18 protein-coding genes are annotated in these 20834 nt (G+C 64.6%); 5 read left to right on the top strand and 13 right to left on the bottom strand.

Translation table 11 applies throughout. From position 1 onward, the window contains the following. Positions 1-271 precede the first annotated feature (271 nt). Complete coding sequence (locus tag QA645_RS02710) at positions 272-2380, top strand: S9 family peptidase (RefSeq protein ID WP_283048020.1); 2109 nt, start codon at positions 272-274, stop codon at positions 2378-2380. 80 nt (positions 2381-2460) lie between these two features. Here QA645_RS02710 and QA645_RS02705 read toward each other — a convergent pair whose 3' ends face one another. The 6 genes from QA645_RS02705 to QA645_RS02680 form a co-directional block, all read right to left on the bottom strand. Next, positions 2461-3552, bottom strand: coding sequence for an SMP-30/gluconolactonase/LRE family protein (locus tag QA645_RS02705; protein WP_283048018.1), 1092 nt, complete (start codon positions 3550-3552; stop codon positions 2461-2463). Positions 3553-3630: 78 nt separating this feature from the next. Then, positions 3631-4350: a ribonuclease activity regulator RraA gene (locus QA645_RS02700; RefSeq protein WP_283048016.1), complete on the bottom strand. Its 720-nt coding sequence runs from the start codon at positions 4348-4350 to the stop codon at positions 3631-3633. 10 nt (positions 4351-4360) lie between these two features. Then, positions 4361-6097: an L-arabinonate dehydratase gene (gene araD / locus QA645_RS02695; RefSeq protein ID WP_283048014.1), complete on the bottom strand. Its 1737-nt coding sequence runs from the start codon at positions 6095-6097 to the stop codon at positions 4361-4363. Further along, positions 6094-6957, bottom strand: coding sequence for an ABC transporter permease (locus tag QA645_RS02690; RefSeq protein ID WP_283048012.1), 864 nt, complete (start codon positions 6955-6957; stop codon positions 6094-6096). Before QA645_RS02690 ends, araD begins: the two co-directional genes overlap by 4 nt. 12 nt (positions 6958-6969) lie before the next feature. Continuing rightward, a complete protein-coding gene (locus tag QA645_RS02685) occupies positions 6970-7731 on the bottom strand; it encodes an ABC transporter ATP-binding protein (protein ID WP_283048009.1) in 762 nt (253 codons plus the stop codon). Continuing rightward, on the bottom strand, positions 7731-8750 hold the full coding sequence (locus QA645_RS02680) for an ABC transporter substrate-binding protein (RefSeq protein WP_283048007.1): 1020 nt from the start codon (positions 8748-8750) through the stop codon (positions 7731-7733). Before QA645_RS02680 ends, QA645_RS02685 begins: the two co-directional genes overlap by 1 nt. Positions 8751-8846: 96 nt before the next feature. Here QA645_RS02680 and QA645_RS02675 point away from each other — a divergent pair, with 96 nt between their 5' ends. From QA645_RS02675 to QA645_RS02665, 3 genes are all read left to right on the top strand, one after another. Beyond that, positions 8847-9551 carry a GntR family transcriptional regulator gene (locus QA645_RS02675; protein ID WP_283048005.1) on the top strand — a complete coding sequence of 235 codons (705 nt, stop codon included), beginning with the start codon at positions 8847-8849 and terminating at the stop codon, positions 9549-9551. A gap of 188 nt (positions 9552-9739) precedes the next feature. After that, positions 9740-10165 carry a response regulator gene (locus QA645_RS02670; RefSeq protein ID WP_283048004.1) on the top strand — a complete coding sequence of 142 codons (426 nt, stop codon included), beginning with the start codon at positions 9740-9742 and terminating at the stop codon, positions 10163-10165. Between the two features lie 61 nt (positions 10166-10226). Further along, on the top strand, positions 10227-13727 hold the full coding sequence (locus QA645_RS02665) for a PAS domain S-box protein (protein ID WP_283048003.1): 3501 nt from the start codon (positions 10227-10229) through the stop codon (positions 13725-13727). A gap of 160 nt (positions 13728-13887) precedes the next feature. On the opposite strand, the gene QA645_RS02660 is transcribed toward QA645_RS02665, so the two are convergent. Continuing rightward, positions 13888-14523 (bottom strand): response regulator, encoded by a 636-nt coding sequence (locus QA645_RS02660; protein ID WP_254127723.1) that lies wholly within the window; start codon positions 14521-14523, stop codon positions 13888-13890. Positions 14524-14686: 163 nt separating this feature from the next. On the opposite strand from QA645_RS02660, the gene QA645_RS02655 reads away from it, so the two are divergent. Further along, a complete protein-coding gene (locus tag QA645_RS02655) occupies positions 14687-14977 on the top strand; it encodes a hypothetical protein (RefSeq protein WP_283048002.1) in 291 nt (96 codons plus the stop codon). A 55-nt stretch (positions 14978-15032) separates the two neighbouring features. Here the strand turns inward: QA645_RS02655 and QA645_RS02650 are convergent, their stop codons facing one another. From QA645_RS02650 to QA645_RS02625, 6 genes are all read right to left on the bottom strand, one after another. Continuing rightward, positions 15033-15536: a response regulator gene (locus QA645_RS02650; RefSeq protein WP_254127721.1), complete on the bottom strand. Its 504-nt coding sequence runs from the start codon at positions 15534-15536 to the stop codon at positions 15033-15035. A gap of 142 nt (positions 15537-15678) precedes the next feature. Then, positions 15679-15993, bottom strand: a complete 315-nt coding sequence (locus QA645_RS02645; RefSeq protein WP_254127720.1) for a PilZ domain-containing protein — start codon at positions 15991-15993, stop codon at positions 15679-15681. 2 nt (positions 15994-15995) lie between these two features. Further along, entirely contained in the window at positions 15996-16868 is an 873-nt protein-coding gene (locus QA645_RS02640; RefSeq protein ID WP_254127719.1) for a protein-glutamate O-methyltransferase CheR, read from the bottom strand. A 34-nt stretch (positions 16869-16902) separates the two neighbouring features. Then, on the bottom strand, positions 16903-17292 hold the full coding sequence (locus tag QA645_RS02635) for a response regulator (protein WP_188106496.1): 390 nt from the start codon (positions 17290-17292) through the stop codon (positions 16903-16905). Between the two features lie 35 nt (positions 17293-17327). Continuing rightward, positions 17328-17801: a chemotaxis protein CheW gene (locus QA645_RS02630; protein ID WP_254191337.1), complete on the bottom strand. Its 474-nt coding sequence runs from the start codon at positions 17799-17801 to the stop codon at positions 17328-17330. 24 nt (positions 17802-17825) lie between these two features. Then, positions 17826-20609 carry a hybrid sensor histidine kinase/response regulator gene (locus tag QA645_RS02625; RefSeq protein ID WP_283047997.1) on the bottom strand — a complete coding sequence of 928 codons (2784 nt, stop codon included), beginning with the start codon at positions 20607-20609 and terminating at the stop codon, positions 17826-17828. Between the last annotated feature and the right edge of the window lie 225 nt (positions 20610-20834).

Genomic DNA, 20834 nt, shown 5'->3' with positions numbered 1-20834 from the left:
CGCACGCCACACACTCGGTGTCGTCCCGGCGAAAGCCGGGACCCATACCGCGTGATCTATCGGTTGCCCGCGGTGGGTGTACCGCGGGAAGACCTCTTAACTGCCAGTCTTCGCCAAACTCCTCGCTGGGGTTATGGGTCCCGGCGTTCGCCGGGACGACGGCGGAATGTGTGGCGAGGGCCTGAGCCTCACAGCCACATTCGCCTTCTTTAAATCCCCCACATTCGATCTGATATAGAGGCCAGACACTCCGGCTGTATCGAGGATCGATTTGCCCAAATCCGCCAGCACGACCCCGACCGCTCCCGTCGCCCCGCGCCGGCCGCATTCCTTCACCCACCACGGCATCACCGTCACCGACGACTATGCCTGGCTGAAGGACGCGAAATGGCAGGAGGTGCTGCGCGATCCCAAGGTGCTCGATCCCGACATCCGCAAATATCTGGATGAGGAGAACGGCTACACCGAGAGCCTGCTCGGCCACACGGCAGGCCTGCAGAAGACGCTGGTGCGCGAGATGCGCGGGCGTATCAAGGAAGATGATTCCAGCGTGCCGTCGCCGGATGGACCGTTCGCCTATTTCCGCAAGTTTCGCGAGGGCGGCCAGCATGAATTGTTCGGCCGCATGCCGCGTGACGGCGGCGAAAGCCATATCGTGCTCGACGGCGATGCGCTTGCCAAGGACCACAAATACTTCAAGTTCGGCGGCAGCCGCCACTCGGACGATCACAAGCTACAGGCCTGGAGCGCCGACACCAAGGGTTCGGAATATTTCACGATCCGCGTGCGCGACTGGGCGGATGGCAACGACCTCGACGACGTCGTCGAGGAGACCGACGGCGGCGTGGTCTGGAGCAAGGATGCGAAATCCTTCTTCTATGTGAAGCTCGACGACAATCACCGTCCGATGCAGGTGTGGCGGCACAGGCTCGGCACCAGGCAGGCCGACGATACGCTGGTCTATGAGGAACAGGATTCCGGCTGGTTCACCCATCTGCATGAGAGCACCAGCGGCCGCTTCTGCGTGATCGCCGGTGGCGACCACGAGACCAGCGAGCAGCGGCTGATCGATCTCACCCATCCGGACGCGCCGCCGCGTCTCGTCGCGGCGCGCGAAGAGGGCGTGCAATATTCGCTCGCCGATCGCGGCGACGAGCTCTTCATCCTCACCAATGCCGACGACGCCATCGACTTCAAGATCGTCACCGCGCCGCTCAGCCAACCCGAGCGGAAGAACTGGCGCGACCTGATCCCCTATCGTCCCGGCATCTACATCATCGACCTCGATCTCTATGCCGGCCATCTGGTGCGGCTGGAGCGCGCCAACGCGCTGCCGGCGATCGTGATCCGCGAACTCGCCGGCGGAGAAGAGCACGCCATCGCCTTCGACGAGGCCGCCTACTCGCTGGACACGATGGGCTCCTACGAATTCGACACGACGACTTTGCGCTTTGCCTATTCGTCGATGACGACGCCGTCGGAGGTCTACGACTACGACATGGCCAGGCGCACGCGCACCTTGCGCAAGCGCCAGGAGATTCCGTCCGGCCACGATGCGGCCGACTACGTCACCACGCGCATCATGGCGAAGGCGCAGGACGGCGCCGAGGTGCCGGTCTCGATCCTCTATCGTCGCGGGCTCGAGCTCGACGGCGCGGCGCCGCTGCTGCTCTATGGCTACGGCTCCTACGGCATGGCGATGCCGGCCTCGTTCAACGCCAACCGTTTGTCGCTGGTCGACCGCGGCTTCGTCTACGCCATCGCCCATATCCGCGGCGGCGCCGACAAGGGCTGGGGCTGGTATCTCGACGGCAAGCGCGAGAAGAAGACCAATTCGTTCGACGATTTCGCCGCCAGTGCCCGCGCGCTGATCGATGCGAAATACACGAGCGCCAAGCGTATCGTCGGCCATGGCGGATCGGCCGGCGGCATGCTGATGGGCGCGGTCGCGAACCGCGCCGGTGAATTGTTCGCCGGCATCGTCGCCGAAGTGCCGTTCGTCGATGTGCTCAATACCATGCTCGACGACACGCTGCCGCTGACGCCGCCGGAATGGCCGGAATGGGGCAACCCGATCGAGAGCAAGAAGGATTTCCGCACCATCCTGTCCTACTCGCCCTACGACAATGTCGCGGCCAAGGACTATCCGGCCATCCTGGCGATGGGCGGCTTGACCGATCCCCGCGTCACCTATTGGGAGCCGGCCAAATGGATCGCGCGTCTTCGCGCGACCATGAGCGGCGGCGGCCCTGTCCTGCTCCGCACCAACATGGGCGCCGGCCACGGCGGCGCCTCGGGACGCTTTGACCGGCTCGACGAGGTCGCGATCGTCTATGCGTTCGCGCTGTGGGCGACGGGGATGGCGGAGGCCGGGGTGTAGCGACATCCACAGACGTCGTCCCGGCGAACGCCGGGACGACGGCGGAGTTTGTGGGGCGAGTTACCGCCCCACAGCCGTCCTCACACCGCGCCCTGCGTCTCGACATAGAGCGCGTAGATCGAGTGGCAGCTCGCCATATAGAGGCGGTTGTTCTTCGGACCGCCGAAGCAGAGATTTTCGCAGCGTTCGGGCAGCTTGATGAAGGCGAGCGGCTTACCTTCGGGGTTGAACACCATGACGCCGTCGAGGTCTTCCGACTTGCCCTTGAGCTGATAGACCTTGCGGCCGCCGACGTCGCTCGGCTCGGACTGCAAGGCGCCGTTCGAGCCCCAGCCGCACCAGAGATTGCCGTCGCGGTCGACGCGGAAGCCGTCGAGCGAGCCTTGATCCGCGGCATCGATCAGCTTGGTCTTGCCGCTCAGCGAGCCGTCGTCGCCGACATTGTAGCTCCAGATGCTGCGATTGGGCGTGCCCTTCCACTCGACGACATAGAGCTTCTTCTCGTCCGGCGAGAAGGCGATGCCGTTGGGATTGACGAGATCGGTGAGCACGGCGGTGAGCTTGCCGTCCTTGGCGATGCGGTAGACGTTGGTGGTGGCCTGCTCCGGCTTCTCCTTCTTGCCCTCCCACTCGCCGCCGATGCCGAAGGTGGGATCGGTGAACCAGATGCTGTCGTCCGACTTCACCACGATGTCGTTCGGCGCGTTCAGCCGCTTGCCCTCGAACTTGTCGGCAAGCACGGTGATCTTGCCGTCCTTCTCGGTACGGGTGATGCGGCGCGTGACGGAGTGCTCGCAGGTGACGAGCCGACCCTGACGGTCGCGCGCATTGCCGTTGGCGTAATTGGCGTTGGCGCGGAACACGCTGGTCTGCCCGGTCTTCTCGTCGAACTTCATGATCCGGTTGTTGGGAATGTCGGAGAACAGCAGATAGCCGCCTTCCGGGAAGTAGACCGGGCCTTCGGCCCAACGGAGGCCGGTCGCAACCTGCTCCAGCGTCGAGGAATAGAGTCGGTATTTTGTAAAACTCGGATCGAGGATCTGGACGGCCGGGTCCGGATAGCGCTGGGCCGGCGTGAACGGAAACGACTGGGCGCCGGCCGCGCGGGCCAGCAGCATCGAAGCCGCCGCGCTCCCTGCGCCGGTCAAGAGATTGCGTCGCGTGAAATTCATAAAAGTCCTCCCTGCTTGTAAAAGGCCGGCACCTTGATGTGGCCGGCCTGTTTCTTGACGTGGTCGTGATGCGTGGCTTTACCGGCCGTTCTTCTTCCGCCATTCCGCGAAGTCGGTGAGCGTCTGCGGATCGGTCGCGGGATAGAGACCGAAAATGCCGCGGCCTTTGCCGACCTCCTCGGTGACGAAGTCCTCGAACGCGGTCATCTCGAACGTTTCGTTGGCGATCTCATCGGCAAGGTGCGCGGGGATCACGATGACGCCGTCGGCATCACCGAGGACGACGTCACCGGGAAACACCGGCGCATCGCCGCAACCGATCGGGACGTTGATCTCGATCGCCTGGTGCAGCGTGAGGTTCGTCGGCGCCGAGGGGCGGTGATGATAGGCGGGGATGCCGAGCTTGGCGATCTCGGCGGAGTCGCGAAAGCCACCGTCGGTGACGACGCCGGCGACGCCGCGCTTCATCAACCGCGTCACCAGGATCGCGCCGGCCGAGGCCGCGCGCGCGTCCTTGCGGCTGTCCATCACCAGCACCGCGCCCGGCGGGCAATCCTCGACCGCCTTGCGCTGCGGATGCGAGTGATCCCTAAAGACGTCGATGGTGTTGAGATCCTCGCGCGCCGGCATGTAACGCAGCGTGAAGGCCTCGCCGACCATGGTCGGCTGGTCGGCCCCGAGCGGATGCACATCCTGGATCATCTGGATGCGCAGGCCGCGCTTGAACAGCGCGGTGGCGACGGTCGCGGTGGAGACGGATTTGAGCTTGTTGCGGGTGGCTTCGCTGAGTTTGGACATATTGTTCTCTCTAGTAAATCGACGGCTCGCCGATCGGCGCGCCGAAATCGGTCTCGAGGAAGTCGAAGTCGCAGCCGTCATTGGCCTGCTTGATGTGTTTTGTGAACATCCAGCCGTAGCCGCGCTCGAAGCGGCGCTCCGGCTGCTTCCAGGCGGCGCGGCGCTTGTCGAGTTCGGCCTCTGATACATCGAGATTGATGGTGCGCGCGGCAACGTCGAGCGTGATGCGATCGCCGTTCTGCACCAGCGCCAGCGGGCCGCCGATGTAGGACTCCGGCGAGACGTGCAGGATGCAGGCGCCGTAGCTGGTGCCGCTCATGCGCGCATCCGAGATGCGCACCATGTCGCGCACGCCCTGCTTCACGAGTTTTGTCGGAATCGGCAGCATGCCCCATTCCGGCATGCCCGGACCGCCCTGCGGGCCCGCATTGCGCAGAATGAGAATGTGATCCTCGGTGACGTCCAGATCGGGATCGTCGACCGCCTTCTTCATCGACGGATAATCGTCGAACACTAGCGCGGGACCGGTGTGCTTGAGGAAACGCGGCGCGCAGGCGGACGGCTTGATGACGCAGCCATCGGGGGCCAGATTGCCCTTGAGCACGGCGAGCGCGCCTTCCTTGTAGATGGGATTGTCGATGCCGCGGATGACATCGGCATTGTGCACCTCGGCGCCGTCGATGTTCTCACCGAGAGTCTTGCCGCTCACCGTGATGCAGTCGAGATGCAGATGGTCCTTGATCTGGCCCATCAAGGCCGGCAGGCCACCGGCATAGAAGAAGTCTTCCATCAGATAGGCATCGCCGCTCGGACGGACGTTGGCGATAACAGGGACCTTGCGGCTCGCGATCTCGAAATCGTCCAGCCCGATGTCCTGGCCGGCACGGCGGGCCTGCGCGATCAGATGGATGATGGCATTGGTCGAGCAACCCATCGCCATCGCGACCGCAATCGCATTCTCGAAGGCTTTTCGGGTCTGGATCGTCTTCGGCGTCAGGTCCTCCCACACCATCTCGACGATGCGCCGGCCGCATTCGGAGGCCATGCGGATGTGGTTGGCGTCCGCCGCGGGGATCGAGGAGGCACCCGGCAGCGTCATGCCGATCGCTTCGGCGATCGCGGTCATGGTGGAGGCCGTGCCCATGGTCATGCAGGTGCCGTAGCTGCGGGCGATGCCGGCTTCGATGTCGAGCCAGTCCTTGTCGGAGATCTTTCCGGCGCGCCGCTCGTCCCAGTATTTCCAGCCGTCGGAGCCGGAGCCGAGCGTCTTGCCCTTCCAGTTGCCGCGCAGCATCGGACCTGCCGGCAGATAGATCGCCGGAATGTTCATCGAGGTCGCACCCAACAGCAGCGCCGGCGTGGTCTTGTCGCAGCCGCCCATCAGCACCACGCCGTCAACCGGGTGGCTGCGCAGCAGCTCCTCGGCTTCCATCGCAAGCAGATTGCGATAGAGCATGGTGGTCGGTTTCAGCAGCGATTCCGAGAGTGACAGCGCCGGCAATTCCACCGGCAGGCCGCCGGCCATCAGGATGCCGCGCTTGACGTCGTCGACGCGCGACTTGAAGTGCATGTGGCAGGGCTGCGCTTCGGACCAGGTGTTGATGATCGCGATGCACGGCCGGTCCTTCCACTCCTCGGGGGCGTAGCCCATCTGCATGGCGCGGGAGCGGTGGCCGAACGAGCGGAGATCATCGGGTGCGAACCAGCGGGCGCTGCGGAGCTGGTCGGGTGTTTTCTTCTTGGTCATGATTGGGTGCCCCATTTTTGCACGGTGTTCCGCTCGATGGCGCGGAAGATCAGGTTCTCGACAAAGAGCCCGATGATAATCACCGTCAAGAGGCCTGCGAAGACCGCAGGTATGTCGAGGAGGTTACGGTTCTCAAAGATGAACCAGCCGAGCCCGCCTTGCCCGGAGGACACACCGAACACCAGCTCGGCCGCGATCAGCGTGCGCCAGGCGAAGGCCCAGCCGATCTTGAGGCCGGTCAGGATCGAGCCGAAGGCCGCCGGGATCAGGATTCTGGCCACATAGGGCAGCCCGCGCAGACCGTAATTGCGGCCGACCATGCGCAGCGTGTTGGACACGCTCTTGAAGCCCGAATGGGTGTTGAGTGCGACCGGCCACAGCACCGAATGGATCAGCACGAAAACGAGACTGCCATTGCCGAGCCCGAACCAGATCAGCGCCAGCGGCAGCAGCGCGATCGCCGGCAACGGGTTGAACATCGCCGTCACCGTTTCCAGGAAGTCGGTGCCGATGCGCGTGGAGATCGCGAGCACGGTGAAAACAGCGGCCAGCACGATGCCGGCCGAATAGCCCATGAACAGGACCTTCAGCGAGGTCCAGGCCCGCATCGGGATGGTGCCGTCCTTCACGCGATCGAACAGCGTCATGATCGTGTCGTGCAGCGTCGGAAACAGCAGGGGATTGTCGAGATAAACGCCGTAGGCCTCCCAGACCGCGCCGAGGAACAGGATGATGACGGTCTTGCGGACAAAGCCGTCGTTCCACAGCAGCTCGGCTACGCTCAGCTTGCGCTCGACCTCACCCGCGCCGCTGGCAGCAGCGATCGGCGCATCACGCAGCAAGATTCTCGCTTCGCCCATGAGCGGCTCCCCCTAATGCGCCGTGGCTTCGCCGGCGAACAGGAGATCGTGGATCTCCTTCTCCAGCCGGCCGGAGCTGCCGTCGTCATTGCCGACCTTGTCGACGTCCACCACCTCGGCCTTGACGCGGCCGGGATGCGGCGACAGCAGCAGGATGCGGTTGCCGATGCGGATGGCTTCCGCGATCGAATGCGTCACGAACAGCACGGTGAATTTGGTTTCGCTCCAGAGCTGGAGCAGCTCGTCCTGGCAGGTCCGGCGCGTCAGCGCGTCGAGTGCTGCGAACGGCTCGTCCATCAGCAGGATGTCCGGCTCCATCGCCATGCCGCGCGCGATCGCGACGCGCTGCTTCATGCCGCCGGAGAGCGTGTGCGGATAGGCATCGACGACGCGGGTGAGGCCGACCTTCTCGATATAGGCCCGCGCCCGCATCTCGGCGTCCTTGCGTGACAGCTTTCGCGCGGTCAGCAGCGGAAACATGACGTTGGCGAGCACGCTCTTCCAGGGCAGCAGCTGGTCGAATTCCTGGAAGATCATCATGCGGTCGGCACCGGGACCGCGGATCTCGCGATCGCCGATCGTCATGCGGCCTTCGCTCGGTGACATGTAGCCGCCGACCGCCTTGAGCAGGGTCGACTTGCCGCAGCCGGACGGTCCGAGCAGCACGAAGCGGTCGGACTTGTCGACGGTGAAGCTCACCCTCTCCGTGGCGGTGACGACGGCGCTCGAGGTCTTGTAGCGCAGCGTCACCCCACTGACGTCGAGCAGTGCCATCAGCTGCCCTTCAGGTCGTGCGCGACGGGGAGATAATAGTCGGTCCAGGCCTTGGGCTGGGTCTTCAGCGTGCCGGTCTTGTAGAGATGGGCGGCGAACTTCATCGTGCCCTGCGGCTCGAGATTCCATTCCATCATGCCGGGCTCTTTCAGAAGATCGAGCAGCTCCTCGACCGAGGTCTTGTCCCCGGTGATCTCCTTGTAGATCTCGACCGCCTGCCTGGTGTCGCTGCGGATCAGGTCCTGCGCTTCCTTGGTCGCATCGCGCACGGCCTGGATGATTTTTGGATTGGCGTCGGCGAATTTAGTCGTGGTGAAGAATTGCGCCTGGCTGAGCGGACCGCCCATCACGTCCGGCGAATTCAGCACGACATGCGCGCCCGGCACGTTCTTCAGCTCCAGAAACGTGAAGGGCGGGATCGAGAAGTGCGTATGCACCTCGTGCTTGGGGTTCGACAGCGCAGCATAGGCGTCGGGATGACCGAGCTGCACCGTGTTGGCATCGAGCTTCGACCATTGGTCGGCGCCGAAGGCCTCTGCCGCCGCGATCTGCAGCACGATGGCCTGCGTCGACACCTTGACGGTCGGCACCGCGATCTTGTCGCTCGGGCCGAAATCCTTGATCGACTTGATGTTGGCGTCGCGGCTGATCAGCGTCATCGGCTGCGCCGACGTCGCGACGATGCCCTTGACGCCGCCGCGGGTGCGATCCCACAGCAGCAGGAGATTGCCGGTGCCGGTGTTGAGGATATCGACGCCGCCGGCGAGCAGCGCATCGGTCTGCGCGCCGCCGCCCGAGAAGGTGACCCATTTGGTGGTCACGCCGGGCACGCCAAGCAAGCCTGCGTGCTTCTCGATCAGCTTCTGCTTCTCCATGATGTGGCTCGGCATGTAGAAAATGCCGGGCTGCCGCGACAGGGAGATCTCGGATTTCTGCTGTGCCTGCGCGGACGATGCCGACAGGACTGCCGCGGCGATCAGGGCGAGGGCTGCGCAGCCCATCTGGAATTGCTTGATCATTGTTGTTCGTTTCCTCCGGTCGGCATTGACGCGCGGCCGAGCTGATGCACTAATGCATTAGTGCATCAAAGGCAAGTCCGCCGGAGCAAGCCCGCCATGGAATCAGCCCATCAAGCCCCGCGCGGGGCCGCCCGGCTCGACCGAGCCCGGCAGGCCGCGCCGCAGGTGTTCGAGCGGCTGCGCAATGCCATCATTGCGCTGGAATTGCCGCCGGGCGCGCCGCTGTCGCGGGCTGAACTCGCCGGGCAATTCGGCGTCAGCTCGACGCCGGTGCGCGACGCGCTGATGCGGCTCGAGGAAGAAGGCCTGGTCGACGTGTTTCCCCAGCACGCCACCGTGGTCAGCCGGATCGACGTCGACCGCGCGCAACAGGCACATTTCCTGCGCCAGGCGCTGGAGCTGGAGATCGTCCGGCTCCTCGCGGAGCATCCTGATCCGGCGCTGATCATCCGCCTGGATCACGCCATTATGCTGCAACAGCAATTCACCAAGGCCGGCGACTTCCAGGCCTTCATGGTCGCCGACAATGATTTCCACGCCCAGCTCTATGCCGCCGCCGGCAAGCAGGATCTCTGGACGCTGGTGCGAAGCCGCAGCGGACATATCGACCGGCTGCGCCGGCTGCACCTGCCCTCGCCCGGCAAGGCCCAGAACATCCTGCGCCATCACAAGCTGATCACGCGCGCGATCGAGGCGAAAGATGCCGATGCTGCGCAGCAACATCTGCGGAAACATCTATCAGGCACGCTGAGCGAGTTGGATCGGATCCGCGAGCGCTATCCGGAATATCTCTCCGACTAGGCGCGGTCGCCGTGGTCATCTGCACGTAAACATGCATATGATCCGTACCCAATTAATGGCCCGGCGACCACACTTCGCTACAGCCGCGAAGTGCTTGCAGGCCAGGCACGATCCGCGCAACAATTTCGCATTTGATGCTTTGATTTGGGTCGCAGGGAACCGCCCTGCCCGACCCGGAGGTTATTGACGTGGCCAACATCCTGATCGTGGATGACGACCCGGCCGTTCAATTGACGATCCGGCTGCTCCTGGAGCGGGCCGGTCACCACGTGACGGTCGCCGGCGACGGCCACAAGGGGCTCGCCCTGTTCGAGCGCGGCCAGTTCGACCTGCTGTTCCTCGACATCTTCATGCCGGGCATGGACGGGCTGGAAACGATGCGCCACGTCCGGGCGCTGCAGCCGAAGCTCCCGATCATCGTCATTTCCGGCCGCTCGATCACGCCGGACGCCTACGCCGAGCCGGACTTCCTGAAGATGGCGACCAAGCTCGGCGCCGTCGCCAGCCTGCAGAAGCCGTTCCGGTCAGACGCGCTGCTGGCGGCGGTCGACCGTTGCCTGACATCGGCGCCATCATCCCTGCCGCAATGCGATGCCGGCGCCGGCAGCCGATGACGGGGCCATCGATGTCGCATCAAACATTCGGGTCCATTCTTGACGCGGCGCGACGACCGACATGACGCTCGCAACCCGGCTGGCCATCGCGATGATTCTGCTGGTCGCGGTTGCGGTCTCCGCGGTCGGGTGGCTGAGCCATTACAGCCTGGAGCGGGCGTTCCTGCCGCGCGTGATCGACCGCATCGAGACCCAGTCGGGGCTGCTCGCCTCCCAGCTCGAAGCCCAGACCAACGGCGCGCATGCCGATATCGTGACGTTCCGCGCCAACGCGGCCGTGCGCGGCGTGATCGATGCGCATTTCAACAACGGCATCGATCCGGTTGATCATCTGACCGAAAAGACCTGGCGCGATCGGCTGCTGACGCGCGTTGTCGCCGACGTCGAGGCCAACCCGACCTACGCGAAATTTCGCGTCATCAGCGCCGACGGCACCGAATATCTGCGCGTCGACCGCTCGGGATCGAATGGAACGGTCCGCGTCGTTCCCGACGAAGCCCTGCAAACCAAGGACGATCGCTTCTTCTTCCAGGACGCGATCAAGCTCGCCGAAGACCAGATTTATGTCTCTCCGGTCGATCTGAACGTCGACAACGGCACGATCCAGCTGCCTCACGTCCCGACATTGCGCGTCGCCGCGCCGCTGTACGGATCCGATCACCGGCTGTTCGGCATCGTCGTCATCAATGTCGACATGCGCCAGGTGCTCGACCGCATCAGGATCACCGGCCGGCGGGGTGAACAGGTTTACGTTGTCGGCCGCAACGGCGACTACATCGTGCACCCAGACCGGACCCGCGAATTCGGCTCGCAACTGGGCACACCGACGCGCTGGCAGGACGACTTCCCCTATTTCGCCGGTGTCACCGGATCGACGCAAGGGGTAACCCAAGTCGTGCCCGAAAGTGACGGCAAGCCGAGCGGCACCGCGATTGCGCCGGCGATCCTGGCCGAGGGCCAATGGGTCGGCATCATCCGCGTCGTCCCCTATGCCGTGTTTATGGCGCCCGCCGTCATCATCGAGCAGACGAGCCTGATGATCGGCATCATCGCGGTGCTGGTCGCGGCCGCGCTCGCCCTGCTGCTGGCGCGATCGCTGACCCGGCCGATAGGACGGCTCACCAAGGCAGTCGAGGCGATCGGGCGCGGCAAGCCGGCCACGATTCCGATCGACGCCGGTGGCGAGACCGGCATGCTGGCGCGGGCCTTTGCCCACATGGTCGAGGAGACCAAGGCCAAGACCTCGGCGCTGGAGCACGAGATCGAGGAGCGGCGGCGTACGGAAGCGGCCCGCGACCAGCTCGCCGTGCGCGAGCGCCTGTTCAGCGCCGCGGTCGAATCCTCCGACGATTCGATCGTGATGCAGACGCTCAACGGCACCATCATCGGGTGGAACGCAGCGGCCGAACGCCTCTACGGCTATTCGGCCGAGGAAGCCGTCGGGCAATCGACGTCGATCATCCTTCCATCCGACCGTAACGATGAGCGCAACGATTATCTCGCGCGGATCGCGCGGGGTGAACGGATCGACCATTTCGAAACCGTCCGGATCCGCAGGGACGGCACTCCGGTCGAGATTTCGGTGAGCCTGTCGCCGATCCGGGGCCCTACGGGCGATATCATCGGCGCGTCCGGCGCCGCACGCGTCCTGACCGATGCGCGGCAGACCGAGCGCGCGCTGCGGCAGCAGATCGAGGAACGGCGGCAACTGTTCGACGCCTCCGAGGACCTGATCATGATCATGAACTCGCGCGGCCATCTCGTTCAGATCAGCCCCAGCAGCGAGGCCGTGCTCGGCTACAAGCCCGAGGAGATGATCGGCCGCAGCGGCGCCGATTTCATCCACCCCGCCCATCTCGATCAATCCCGCGAGGAGATGCGCGCGCTCCGGCGCGGCGAACATCCGAAGCTCGCCGACACGCGCTGCATTCACAAGGACGGCCACGAGGTCTGGCTGTCCTGGCTCGGCAACTGGTCCGACCAGGCCAAGCGTTTCTTCTTCGTCGGGCGCGACATGACCGAGGCGAGGCGCGCCGCCGAATCCCTGCGCGATAGCGAGCAGCTTGCGCGCAATATCGTCGAGACCGCACTCGACGCCTTCGTCCAGACCGACGATCGCAGCACCATCCTGAGCTGGAGCTCGCGGGCCGAGGAGCTGTTCGGCTGGCGGCGCGACGAGGTGCTGGGCAAGAACGCGGTCGACCTGATCGTCGCCGAAAGCGAGCGCGAGAGAGTCAGAGACGGCCTCGCGCGCTTCCTCGAGTCAGCCGACGGCCAGACCCTCAATCGCCGCCGCGAGCTCATGGTCCGCCGCCGCGACGGCAAGGAGTTCAAGGCGGAGCTCAGCGTCACGGCGCTGCGGCGCCGCGAGGGCGTCCTGTTCAACGTGTTCTACCGCGATCTCACCGACAAGATCGCCTCCGAGGAACGTATCCGCCACGCCGAGAAGATGGAGGCGGTGGGCCAGCTCACCGGCGGCGTGGCGCATGATTTCAACAACATCCTCACCGTCATCACCGGGACGATCGAGATCCTCGCCGAGGCCGTGGCCAAGGATCCGGGACTTGCCGCGATCACCAAGATGATCGACGAGGCCGCCGGCCGCGGCGCCGAGCTGACCCAGCATCTGCTCGCCTTCGCGCGCAAACAGCCGCTGCAGCCACGCGAGATCGACATCAATTCATTGATCATCGACACCGCGAAGCTGCTGCGGCCGACGCTGGGTGAGCAGATCCAGATCGAATCCGTGTTCGAGGACGAGAGCTGCGTCGCGGTGGTCGATCCGAACCAGCTCACCACGGCGATTCTCAACCTCGCGCTCAACGCCCGCGACGCCATGCCCGGCGGCGGCAAGCTGATCGTGGAGACGGGCGCCGCCTATCTCGACGAGGTCTATGCCAGCGTCAACGACGTCCGGCCGGGGCACTACGTGCTGATCGCGGTGAGCGACACCGGCACCGGCATTCCGGCCAACATGCTGGCGCGCGTGTTCGACCCCTTCTTCACCTCGAAGGGCCCGGGCAAGGGCACCGGGCTCGGGCTCTCGATGGTCTACGGCTTCATCAAGCAGTCCGCGGGACACATCAAGATCTATAGCGAGGAAGGCCACGGCACCACGATCAAAATGTATCTGCCGCCGGGTAAGACGCCGACCGCCGTCGCCGATGGCGTGATGCCGGCCTCGATCGAGGGCGGACACGAGACCATCCTCGTGGTCGAGGACGACCGGCTGGTGCGCGACTACGTGCTGGCCCAGCTGCATTCGCTCGGCTACGTCACCCTGCAGGCCGCCAATGCCGCGGAGGCGCTCACCATCGTCGCGAGCGGCAAGCCGTTCGACCTGCTGTTCACCGACGTGATCATGCCCGGCAAGATGAACGGACGGCAGCTCGCCGACGAGGTGTTGAAGTCGCGCCCCGACCTCAGGGTGGTCTACACCTCGGGCTATACCGAGAACGCGATCATCCACCACGGCCGGCTGGATTCAGGCGTGCTACTGCTGGCAAAACCCTATCGCAAGTCCGACTTGGCGCGGATCATCCGCAAGGCGCTGGGCAGCTGAGACGCGCGCTCGTGTCCCGGACGCACTGCAGCGTGAAACGCTGCTGTGCAGAGCCGGGACCCAGAAGCTTCTGCGATTGTAAGGAGAGATGGGCCCCGGCTCTGCAGCGCATCACTGCGTGACGCGCTGCGTCCGGGGCACGAGAGAAAGAGCCTGCCGCTTACGACGCGCGCTGGGCCGCGGTCATCACGATGCGGATCAGATCGGCAGCATTGCGGGCGCCGAGCTTCTTCATGATGTTGGCGCGGTGATCCTCGATGGTGCGCGGGCTGATGCCGAGGGTCCGACCGGCTTCCTTGTTGGAGGCACCGGCAGCGAACTGCTCGAGCACCTCGCGCTCCCGGCGGGTCAGCGGTTCGCGGCCGGGGAAATGCAGCGAGCCGAATTTCGGCGACACACTCTCTGTCTGCCGACGTGCATAAGCGCCGATCGCTTCGTCCAGCCGGCCGACGATCTCGCTGCCGCGGAACGGCTTCTCGATGAAGTCGAGCGCGCCACTCTTGATCGCTCCCACCGCCATCGCGATGTCGCCCTGGCCGGAGATCATGAAGATCGGCGCGGGATAGTCTTCGCCGTGCAGCTCCTTGAGGATGTCGAGGCCGGACTTTCCGGGAATGTGCACGTCGAGCAGGACCGCAGCCGGCGTGCGGCTTCGCGCGACCGAGAGCAGGGCTGCGCCGTCCGCGAAGCAGATCACCTCATAACCCGCCGCCTTCAACACCATCGACAGGGTGTCGCGAACAGCCGGGTCGTCATCGACCACGAAGATCTCACCACGGGAGGTTTGTTCGACCATGTGCCATGTCCATTCGCCAAGCCACGTCGGCATTCAAGGACTCGCGTCCGCGCCTAACGCTATGGCTTTTGGCGCGGATTCGGCCCACCCGCATTTGTACGGGACATGAACTTAACGCACAAGTAGCGCCGAGGTGCCTTATTGCGGGGGACGGAGAATATCCATGCTAAATTACGCAGGCACACCCCCGCTCGCCGCGATGGCTGAAACCGACAGCCGTCAGTTGATCGCGGCCGAGCTTCGCTCCCTGATCGCGCGCATCGAGATCAGCATGCGTCTGATCGACGCTGCGATGGAGCCTGAAGACGATAGCGCTATCTCGGGTTCCACCGAGATTGTCGTGCTCGACGACGTGACGCCCCGTTACGCAACGGTGGGCGCCGCCCTCAATGCCTGCCGGGTGGAGCTCGGCAACGCCCTGCAGAACCTGTCGGAATCCGGCAATCCAGCGTAGGCCGCAATCAGCGCGGCTGATTTTGCCGCAGCCGATTGCATGGCAGTTCCGCGCCTCAGGCGCGGTGCCGCTCCACGATCGCGTCGGTGGCGACGCCGCCCCAGGTGTGTATGGTCGGCAGCCCCATCGCCGTCTTGCCGAGATTGGCGAGGCTGATGCGCAGCGCGGCGAGGTCCAGCGGCTTCGGCAGGCTCTGAAGCTCGATCCCGACGGAGCGGGCGAAGCTGCGCGCGGCGCTGCGGCGCTTGCCGTCCATGCCGCTGATGACGATCACGGAGCCCGTGAACTTCGCCGCCGCCATCTCGCGCAGCACGTCGATGCCGTCGCCATCCTCCAGCACGAGATCGAGCGTCACGCAGTCGAAGCGCGCGGCGCGCAGCTTCTCGATGGCCTCCGCGACCGACGGCGCAACGGCGACTTCGTGGCCGGCCTGCTTGGCGGCGACCGTGATCAGGCTGCGCTGCGTGGCGTCGTCATCGACCACCAGGAGCTGAAGCGCGCGCCGCTCGGCGACGTCGGGCAGGTTTGAGGGGATGGGGGAAAGAGAGCTTCTTGGCATGGCCGGACCCTGAAATTGCGACCGTCAGTTGATACACGGCACGCGCTTAGGCGACGTAAAGCCGCCTCTGCCAATTCGTTGGGATGTTTTCAGAAAATGTGAAGCAACGCGTCGGCAAAGGGCGTCACGGTGCGCGTGGCGATCACGCCACCGCATCATGGCTGGCCGCGCCGCGCTTCTTGCGGTTCTTGCCGCGCAGGAACTGGATGTCCATCTCGGCGCCGTTGACACGCACCAGCTCACAGCGGCGATAGGCAAGGCCGGTGGATGACAGCAGCAGGAAGAACTCCTTGAGGTTCAACCCCTGGATCGAGCCCTCCACCGTGAGGATGGCATCGGTGTCGGAAATCGCATTGAGGGTGCAGTCGCGCCGCCACGTGCCGTCGATGGCCATGATGCAGACATCATAACCTCGACTGAACGTGACGCGCTCTGCGCCCTTGCCTTCCTCGGCCATTCTTATCGTCCTGCCATCGCCGCCATGCGCGGCGCCCCGGCACCGACCGGCGCCGCCGCCGCACGCGGATCGTTCGGCCTGTAGAGGCCGCGGCGATCGGCAAGCGGCTTGAACGTATCGGTCAGTCCGACCACGGTTTCCGCAGCGCCGAGCACCAGGAAGCCGTCGGGCTCGATCTGGCGGGCCAGGCGGTTGAAGATGTTGATCTTGGTTTCCTGGTCGAAATAGATCAGCACGTTGCGGCAGAAGATGACGTCGAACGTACCGAGGTTGGAGAAATCCTGCAGCAGATTGAGCTGCCGGTGCTGGATCATCGCGCGCAGCTCGGGATTGACCTGCCAGGTTTCGCCGGTCTGCTTGAAATATTTCATCAGCATCTGGATCGGCAGGCCGCGCTGCACTTCGAACTGGCTGTAGACGCCGGCCTTGGCCTTCTCGAGCACTTCCTGCGAGAGGTCGGTCGCAATGATCTCGACACGCCATCCGGTCAGTGCCGCGCTCATCTCCTTCAGGGTCATCGCCAGCGAATAGGGCTCCTGTCCGGTCGAGCCGGCGGCGCACCAGATCCGCACGCTGCGGCGGCCGGCGCGGGCCTTGAGGACCTCAGGCATGATGGTGTCGCGGAAATGGTCGAACGGCACCTTGTCGCGGAAAAAGAAGGTTTCGTTCGTGGTCATGGCTTCGACCACGTTGGTCATCAGGGCGCTCGAGCCACCCTGCAGCTTCTGCACGAGCTCGGGAATGCCGGAGAGCCCGGCCTTGCGCGCCAGCGGCAGCAGGCGGCTTTCGATCAGATATTGCTTGTCGGCGGACAGGTCGAGACCGGAGCGCTCTTTCAGCAACTTACGCAGATACTCGTAATCGGGCGCGTTCACAGGATACCTCTTGACGCTACGAACAGGTGTATTTTCAGGCAGCAGTCTCTTCTTCGCGCGCGACCAACCCGACTTCCTGGAACTTCGCCAGCACGATTTCCTTGTCGAACGGCTTCATGATGTACTCGTTGGCACCGCCACCCATCGCCTTGGTGATATGGTCGATGCCGTTCTCGGTGGTGCAGAACACGACCTTGGGCTCATCGCCGCCGGGCATGCGGCGCAGCGTTCCCAGGAACTGGAAGCCGTCCATGACAGGCATGTTCCAGTCGAGCAGGATGGCTTCCGGCATCGCCTTCTTGCAATGAACCAGCGCCTCGACACCGTCTTCCGCTTCAATGACTTGAAAGCCCAGCGCTTCGACGATGCGACGGGCGACCTTGCGAACGATGCTGGAATCGTCAACCACCAAACAGGTCTTCATCTTGGATCTCCGGCTAAAATGTCTTTTGTGAAAGTTCAGGCAGCCATTTGCACGTCGGTCTTGAGCTCGAGGACGCGATCGACATCGAGGACGACCATGAGCTGACCGTCGAGACGGTGGACACCGCCGGCGAGCTTGGCCATGCGGGGGTCGAGATTGACCGGGTTCTCTTCCATGCCGTTCTCGGACAGGCGCAGCACCTCGCCGATCTGGTCGATCAGGAGGCCATAGGATTCGCCGCGCAGGTCGACGCCGACAGCCATTGGGGTCTTGCCATCCTCCGGCTTGGGCAGGCCGAGGCGGGCGCGCATGTCGACCACGGTGACGATGCGGCCGCGCAGGTTCAAGACGCCCGCGATCTCGCGCGAGGACAAGGGAACGCGGGTGACGCGCTCGGGCATGAACACGTCCTGGACGCGGGAGATCGGCAGGCCGAACAGCTGGCCACCGATCATCGCGGTGACGTACTCGACCATGGCGCCTTCGCCGGACTGGGTCTTCTTGGTCATATCGATATCTCCTGATCCCTGTCGTTACGCCGCTGCCCGGTTCAGCTCGGAGGCGCCGGCGGCACCCGCGGTCTGTTCCTTCAGCGCCGCGATCAGACCGGGACGGTCGAACTTGGCGACATAGTCGTGGAAGCCGGCCTGACGGCCGCGCTCGATCGCGGCCGGCGACACCAGGGCGGAGAGGCCGATGATCGGCATCGCGCCCAGATTGCTGTCGGAGCGGATGGTCTCGGCAAACTCGAACCCGTTCATGTCGGGCATCTCGATGTCGGTCAGCACCACGTCGAAGGTCTGGGCACGGAGCGCGGCGAGGCCCTCCTGCGCGGTCGGCGCGGTGCGGACGCGGTAGCCGGCCGCTTTCAGCACCGGCGCCAGCATGTTGCGGAAGAACGCGGAGTCGTCGACCAGCAGCACCGACTGCGAGTGCATCGACGGCTTCATCTCCTTGCGGGTGAACCAGTCGGAGAACGCCATCGGCAGGAAGTGGCCGACGTCGATCACCTCGGTGGCCTGGCCCTTGATCACGGCCGAGCCGAGGATGCCGCTAGCCGAGCCGCCGACCTCGATGTTGAGGCGCTCCTCGACGATGTCGATGATCTCGTCGACGACGAGCCCCATGGAACGGCCGTCATCGGCGAACACCAGGATCGGCTGCGCGCCCTGGCTCGCGATGGTGACGCCGTCCATGGCCACCAGCGGCATCAGCTGCTCGCGGTACTGCACCATGTAGCGGCCGTTACTGAACTCGATCTTGTCGGCGGGGAGCTCTTCGAGGCGGGTGACGAGCCCGAGCGGGACCGCCTTGGGCTGGGACGAGCCGGCGCGGAACACCAGCAGCGAGGTGGTCTGCTCACCCGAACCGATGTGGTGCGCGCCATTGTCGTCGGCCATGTCATGGGCCGAGGAGCCGGCGGCGCCGAGCGCCTTGGCAATGCCGTTGGGGTCGATGATCATGATCACCGCGCCATCGCCCAGGATGGTATTGCCGGAGAACATGTCGATGTGACGCAGTTTCGTCGACATCGGCTTGACCACGATTTCTTCGGTGTGGAACACGCCGTCGACGACGATGCCAAACGTCTGGCTGCCGACCTGCGTCACCACGATAAAACCGTTCTCGGGATCGGAAGCCGCGCCGTCGTCGATCTTGAGCAGCTTCTTCAGGTGGATCAGCGGCAAGAGCTTGTTGCGCAGGCGCAGGACCGCGGTGTCCTTGATGCGCTCGATGCGGTGCTCCGAGTTGGCGCGGGCACGGACCAGCTCGACCACCGAGAGCTGCGGGATCGCGAAGCGATCACCGGCGGCCTCGACGATCAGCGCGGAGACGATGGCCAAGGTCAGCGGGATCTTGATGGTGACGGAGGAGCCTTCGCCTGCGACCGACTTGATGTCGATGGTGCCGCCGATCTGGTCGATATTGGTGCGGACCACGTCCATGCCGACGCCACGGCCGGAGACCGAGGTGATGGCGGCCGCGGTGGAGAAGCCGGGCGCGAAGATGAACTTGTGGATCTGGGCTTCCGACATCTTCTCCAGCTCGGCCTCGGTGACGAGACCTGAGGAGAGCGCCTTGGCCTTGATCTTCTCGGTGTTGAGGCCGCGGCCGTTGTCGGCGATGCAGATGATGATGTGGCCGCCCTCGTGATAGGCGGACAGACGAATGGTGCCCTGCTCGCCCTTGCCGCTGGCGAGGCGCTCGGCGGGGGTCTCCAGGCCATGATCGGCGGAGTTGCGCACCATGTGGGTGAGCGGGTCCTTGATCAGATCGAGCACCTGGCGGTCGAGCTCGGTGTCGGCGCCGTGCATCTCCAGGTCGATCTGCTTGCCGAGTTCGGACGAGAGATCGCGGACGATGCGGGGCAGCTTCTGCCAGGCATTGCCGATCGGCTGCATGCGCGTCTTCATGACGCCTTCCTGCAGCTCGGCGGTGACGTTGGAGAGGCGCTGCAACGGCACCTTGAACTCGGTGTCCTCGTTGCGGCGGGAGATCTCCAAGAGCTGGTTGCGGGTCAGCACCAGCTCGGAGACCATGGTCATCAGGTGCTCGAGCGTATCCACGTTGACGCGGATCGACTGGTTGGCGACGCGGTCGCCTTCGGCGCCCGTCTCGTCGGCGGCCGACTTCTTGGCCGCTTTTTCCCTGGGCACCTTGGCGTCCTTGTTAGCGTCCTTGGCAACAGGTGCCGGAGCCTCGGCAACGGGTTCGGCCTTTGCAACAGGCGCGGGCGCTTCGATCGCGGTCTCGCGGAAGGCACGCTCGAGATCGTCGAGCGAGACTTCGCCGGGACGCAGCGGACGCTCCAGGGTCTGGTCGATCAGCGTGCCCGTGGTCATCTCCTTTGCGGGAGCGGGCGCAGCCGCAACGGGTGCCTCCGGCACCAGCGGCGGGGCTTCAGCGACGGGCGCAGCGGCGCCGGCGGCCATCGCGGCCATGCCCTGCTCGACCATCGCTTCCAGCTTGTCGATGAGATCGCGGTCGTTGCCCTCGGGCTCGGCTTCGGTTGCCTCGAGGCCTGCGAGGATCTCCTTGATGCGATCGATCGAGGACAGGATCAGCGTCACGGCCTGTCCGGTCACCGGCATGCCGTCGCGGAATTTGCTCATCAGCGTCTCGCCGGCATGTGCCAGCGCTTCGAGCCGCGGCAGTCCGAGGAAGCCGCACGTACCCTTGATGGTATGGACCAGGCGGAAGATGTTATCGAGGATCTTGGCGTTGTTCGGCTCCTGCTCGAACTTCACCAGCTGATTGTCGACGGTGTCCAGGCTCTCGCTGGTCTCCGTCAGAAACTCCCGCAACAGATCATCCATGAGCTACGCCTTGACTGAGCTGGACCTCGACGCCTGCGCCGCGCTTGGAATCGGCGGAAGTCCGCTCTTAAATCGTTAGACAACCCATTTCACGGTCCCGTTAATTTCATCCTCCGTGCTAATACGGATATTGAAGCGAAGTTTGCCGTTCGACCGCGCGAGGCTGCGATTTTCGGCAAATCCCGCACGCGGCATCGGGCCTGAAACGCAACAAGTAAACGCGCC

Origin of the sequence: Bradyrhizobium sp. CIAT3101, assembly GCF_029714945.1 — a bacterium.
In the GTDB taxonomy this organism is placed as follows: domain Bacteria; phylum Pseudomonadota; class Alphaproteobacteria; order Rhizobiales; family Xanthobacteraceae; genus Bradyrhizobium.
Note: the sequence above shows the minus strand (reverse complement) of the source record. Positions and strands in the feature narration are given on the sequence as shown.

Coding starts and splice junctions, on each gene's coding strand:
- QA645_RS02705 (WP_283048018.1), bottom strand. CDS start 3,552: ATGAATTTCACGCGACGCAATCTCTTGACCGGCGCAGGGAGCGCGGCG.
- QA645_RS02700 (WP_283048016.1), bottom strand. CDS start 4,350: ATGTCCAAACTCAGCGAAGCCACCCGCAACAAGCTCAAATCCGTCTCC.
- araD (WP_283048014.1), bottom strand. CDS start 6,097: ATGACCAAGAAGAAAACACCCGACCAGCTCCGCAGCGCCCGCTGGTTC.
- QA645_RS02690 (WP_283048012.1), bottom strand. CDS start 6,957: ATGGGCGAAGCGAGAATCTTGCTGCGTGATGCGCCGATCGCTGCTGCC.
- QA645_RS02685 (WP_283048009.1), bottom strand. CDS start 7,731: ATGGCACTGCTCGACGTCAGTGGGGTGACGCTGCGCTACAAGACCTCG.
- QA645_RS02680 (WP_283048007.1), bottom strand. CDS start 8,750: ATGATCAAGCAATTCCAGATGGGCTGCGCAGCCCTCGCCCTGATCGCC.
- QA645_RS02675 (WP_283048005.1), top strand. CDS start 8,847: ATGGAATCAGCCCATCAAGCCCCGCGCGGGGCCGCCCGGCTCGACCGA.
- QA645_RS02665 (WP_283048003.1), top strand. CDS start 10,227: ATGACGCTCGCAACCCGGCTGGCCATCGCGATGATTCTGCTGGTCGCG.
- QA645_RS02660 (WP_254127723.1), bottom strand. CDS start 14,523: ATGGTCGAACAAACCTCCCGTGGTGAGATCTTCGTGGTCGATGACGAC.
- QA645_RS02655 (WP_283048002.1), top strand. CDS start 14,687: ATGCTAAATTACGCAGGCACACCCCCGCTCGCCGCGATGGCTGAAACC.
- QA645_RS02650 (WP_254127721.1), bottom strand. CDS start 15,536: ATGCCAAGAAGCTCTCTTTCCCCCATCCCCTCAAACCTGCCCGACGTC.
- QA645_RS02645 (WP_254127720.1), bottom strand. CDS start 15,993: ATGGCCGAGGAAGGCAAGGGCGCAGAGCGCGTCACGTTCAGTCGAGGT.
- QA645_RS02635 (WP_188106496.1), bottom strand. CDS start 17,292: ATGAAGACCTGTTTGGTGGTTGACGATTCCAGCATCGTTCGCAAGGTC.
- QA645_RS02630 (WP_254191337.1), bottom strand. CDS start 17,801: ATGACCAAGAAGACCCAGTCCGGCGAAGGCGCCATGGTCGAGTACGTC.
- QA645_RS02625 (WP_283047997.1), bottom strand. CDS start 20,609: ATGGATGATCTGTTGCGGGAGTTTCTGACGGAGACCAGCGAGAGCCTG.